The organism is Halorubrum sp. Ea8 (genome assembly GCF_002252925.1).
GTDB lineage: Archaea > Halobacteriota > Halobacteria > Halobacteriales > Haloferacaceae > Halorubrum.
This window is the reverse complement of sequence record NZ_NHPF01000004.1, coordinates 1-3366: the sequence shown is the minus strand read 5'-3', so window position 1 is coordinate 3366 and position 3366 is coordinate 1. Positions and strand designations below refer to the sequence as shown.

The window sequence follows — 3366 nt, the reverse complement described above, 5'->3', positions numbered from 1 at the left end:
GTCTCGTGGGCTCGGCGGCTGGCTCCGGGGGTGGCGCCCGGCGGTCTCGATGGCCGCGCGGAACCTGCGCCGGAACCGAGTGCGGACCGCCCTCGCGGTGCTCGGCGTCTGCATCGGCGTGCTCGCGGTCGCGGCGCTCGGCATCTTCGGAAACGTGTTGGCGCTCGGCGCCGCCGACGCCATCGGCGACATCGGCACGCAGGTCGTGGTCTCGCCGAACAACGACGCCGGCGTCGACTCGCTCTCGGACGCGGACGTGGCGGACATCCGGCGCGCGGTGGGCTCGCCGGCGGTCGTCCCGCTGTACTCGGACAACGCGGTCGTCTCCGCGCAGAACGATCAGCAGTTCGCGACCGTCTACGGCGTCGAGGAGCCCGCGCTCGCGTTCGAGGCCGCGGAGGGGCGGCTCCCCGAGCGCCACCGACAGGGCGCGATCGTCGGCGCCGGCGTCGCGGAGGACCTCGGCGTCGGCGCGGGCGACACCGTCGGGATCGCCGGGAGACAGGTCCGGGTCGTCGCGGTGCTCGTCGAGAGCCAGACGTTCAGCCCGGTGGCCCCGGACGACGCCGTCTTCCTCCCCGAGTCCGCGTTCTCGGCCGACGGGTACGGCCAGGTGCTCGTCGTCGCCGAGTCGGGCGAGGCGGCGCGGACCGCCGCCGACGACATCCGCGAGCAGGTGAACGCCCGCGAGGAGCGCGTCGACCTCTTCGAACTCGCCGCGATCGTCGACGAGGTAAACGAGTTCTTCGGACTGCTCAGCACGTTCCTCCTCGGCCTCGGCGCCATCTCGCTCGTCGTCGCCGGCGTCTCGATCCTCAACGTCATGTTAATGAGCACGGTCGAGCGGCGGGAGGAGATCGGGGTGATGCGCGCGGTCGGCGTGGCCCGCCGCGACGTCTTGCGCGTGCTGCTCGCGGAGGCCGGCCTCATCGGCGCGGCCGGCGCCGCCGCGGGGACCGCCCTCACCGTCCTGCTCGTCGCGGGGCTGGTCGTCTCGACGCCCGAGGTCGACGCCGCGCTCGCGCTCGACCCGACGAACGGCTACTACCTCCTCCTCGCGCTCGGCTTCGGCGTCGGCGTGGGACTCGTCAGCGGCGCTTACCCGGCCTGGAAGGCCGCGAACGAGCGCCCGGTGGAAGCGCTGCGGAGCTGAGCGGCCGCGACCTCCCGACGGCCGCGCGCGCGAGCGGGGTCATCACCCCGCCCAGCCCCCACGCATGTCGTCGGTCACGCGGTCGCGCCACGTGTCGAAGGCGTCACGACACTCCGGGCTCTCGTCGATGTGCCGCACGAATCCCGCGCCGGGGGACGCCAGCTCCGCCTCGCAGAACGGACACCGCTTCGGTTCGATGGTCGATTCCGATAATGGCATGATAACACATACCAATCCAGACGCTCAAAAGTGTTGTTACGTGTGGAGAAATTTGCGAGCGGTATCGTTTCTACGCACCACTCACCGACGATAACGCCTGAACGTTCAATCGCGGAGGAAGAAACGGTCCGAGCGTCAGTCGGCCGTACGCTCGTACGTGACGAACGCGAGGTCCCCGTCGGTCTCGGCGTCCGAGACGACCTCGCGGTCGACTTCCCGCCACGCGTCGGCGTCCCAGTCGGGGAAGCGCGTGTCGCCGTCGGGGCGGTCGGGGACCTCCGTCAACACCATCCGGTCGGCGCGGTCGAGGAACTGCTCGTAGACGGCGGCGCCGCCGATCACGTACGCCTCGTCGACGCCGCGGTCGGCGGCGTCGGCGGCGGCGAGCACGACCGCCCCGGTGACGTCGTTCGCGACGACCGCGCCCGCCGGGAGGTCGAGGTCCCGCGTCGTCAGCACGACGTTGGTCCGATCGGGGAGCGGGCCGCCGATCCGGGCGGCGATGCTCTCGTACGTCTTCCGGCCGACGATCACGGGGTGACCGGTCGTGAGCCGCTTGAAGTGCGCCAGGTCCGCCGGGTAGTGCCACGGCATCCCGCCGTCGTCGCCGATGACGCCGTTCTCGGCGACCGCGGCGACGAGGACGAGGTCGACGTCGGAGTCCGAGGGTAGGTCGTCGTCGCCGACGGACGCGGGCCCGTCTCGGGACATCACTCCGCGACCGCGAACGAGAGCCCGTCCGCGGAGTCGTAGTCGACGAGTTCGACGTCCTCGTAGGTCAGCTCGTCGAGGGGGACGTCGGCGATCTCGATCCGGGGTCGATCGCGCGGCTCCCGCGAGAGCTGTTCGAGCAGGCCGGGGACGTGGTCGTACCCCTCCTCGCCGTCGACCTCGTCGGGCGCGGTCCGCTCGACCCAACTCTTCACGTCGAGGTAGTCCGCGTTGCTCTCGACGTTCGCGAGTCGTTCCTGCACGTACGGGAGGTTGTTCGCGTACCACTTCCCGCGGTCGCCGCGGCCGCAGTAGACGTGCGCGTCGACGACGGTGTGGCCGAACTCGCCGACCTCGAACCCGGTCCGCTGGGCGAGCGCGTTCGCGAGGATCGCGTACGCGGCGATGTTGAACGGCACGCCGAGCGCGATGTCTCCCGAACGCTGCGTGAGGTGGAGGTTCAGGCGCCCGTCTTGGACGTTCACGACGAAGGTGTAGTGACACGGCGGGAGCGTCGAGGTCGCGGCGTTGGCGGGGTGCCAGGCGTTGACGACCATCCGCCGGGAGCGGGGGTTCTCCTCCAGCGTGTCGAGCACGTACCGAATCTGGTCGAACGTCCGGCGCTCGCTCCCGTCGGGGCCCTCCTCGACGGTCACCCAGCGGTGGGCGTCCTCGGGCCACGTCTCGCCGGGGAGCGCGGCGTCGTCCTCGGGGACCGGATAGCGGCGCCAGAACCGGCCGTAGGCGGTGTCGAGCCGTCCCTCGTCGTCGGCCCACGCGTCCCAGATCTTCGTCTCCTCGCGGAGGTTCTCGACGTGCTCCTCGCCGGAGAGGTACCACAGCACCTCGTGGATGAGCGAGTTCCAGCGGTAGCCGTCCATCTGCTTGGTGGTCAGCAGCGGGAACCCCTCCGCGAGGTCGACGGTGTACTGCCCGCTGAACGACGCGATCGTGTCGACGCCGGTCCGGTTCGGCTTGTACGTGCCCGTCGACAGGGTGTCGTCGACGAGATCGAGGTACTGTTGCATGGTGGTCGGCGTCGCCCCCGGCCCGACGGGTCCGGGAGACGACGGGTCTGTCGAGTCAAATGCGCGGGGGGAAACTAAGTGTGTCGCGAGCGGAACCGAGGTGAGGTGTCCTCGGGCTCGCCGGCGCCGTCAGTTTATAAATAGCCGAAGCGGTGGCGCGCCTCCGAGCGGTCGCCGACGGCGACCGCGAGGAGTCCGCGAGGGAGTCGCTGGCGTCGTCGGCGCCAGCGACGAGGCTGGGGAGGCGTGAGGCTG

4 protein-coding genes are annotated in these 3366 nt (G+C 70.9%); 1 reads left to right on the top strand and 3 read right to left on the bottom strand.

Annotated features, from left to right (window positions below; genetic code table 11):
• Window positions 1-1153, top strand: a 1153-nt coding sequence (locus tag DJ74_RS00110; protein ID WP_094525923.1) for an ABC transporter permease, incomplete at its 5' end; no start/stop codon positions are given.
• Between the two features lie 42 nt (window positions 1154-1195).
• On the opposite strand, the gene DJ74_RS18935 is transcribed toward DJ74_RS00110, so the two are convergent.
• The 3 genes from DJ74_RS18935 to thyA form a co-directional block, all read right to left on the bottom strand.
• Window positions 1196-1372: a hypothetical protein gene (locus tag DJ74_RS18935; RefSeq protein WP_170938249.1), complete on the bottom strand. Its 177-nt coding sequence runs from the start codon at window positions 1370-1372 to the stop codon at window positions 1196-1198.
• A 135-nt stretch (window positions 1373-1507) separates the two neighbouring features.
• On the bottom strand, window positions 1508-2083 hold the full coding sequence (locus DJ74_RS00105) for a dihydrofolate reductase (RefSeq protein ID WP_094525922.1): 576 nt from the start codon (window positions 2081-2083) through the stop codon (window positions 1508-1510).
• Window positions 2083-3111 (bottom strand): thymidylate synthase, encoded by a 1029-nt coding sequence (gene thyA / locus DJ74_RS00100; protein ID WP_094525921.1) that lies wholly within the window; start codon window positions 3109-3111, stop codon window positions 2083-2085. Before thyA ends, DJ74_RS00105 begins: the two co-directional genes overlap by 1 nt.
• Between the last annotated feature and the right edge of the window lie 255 nt (window positions 3112-3366).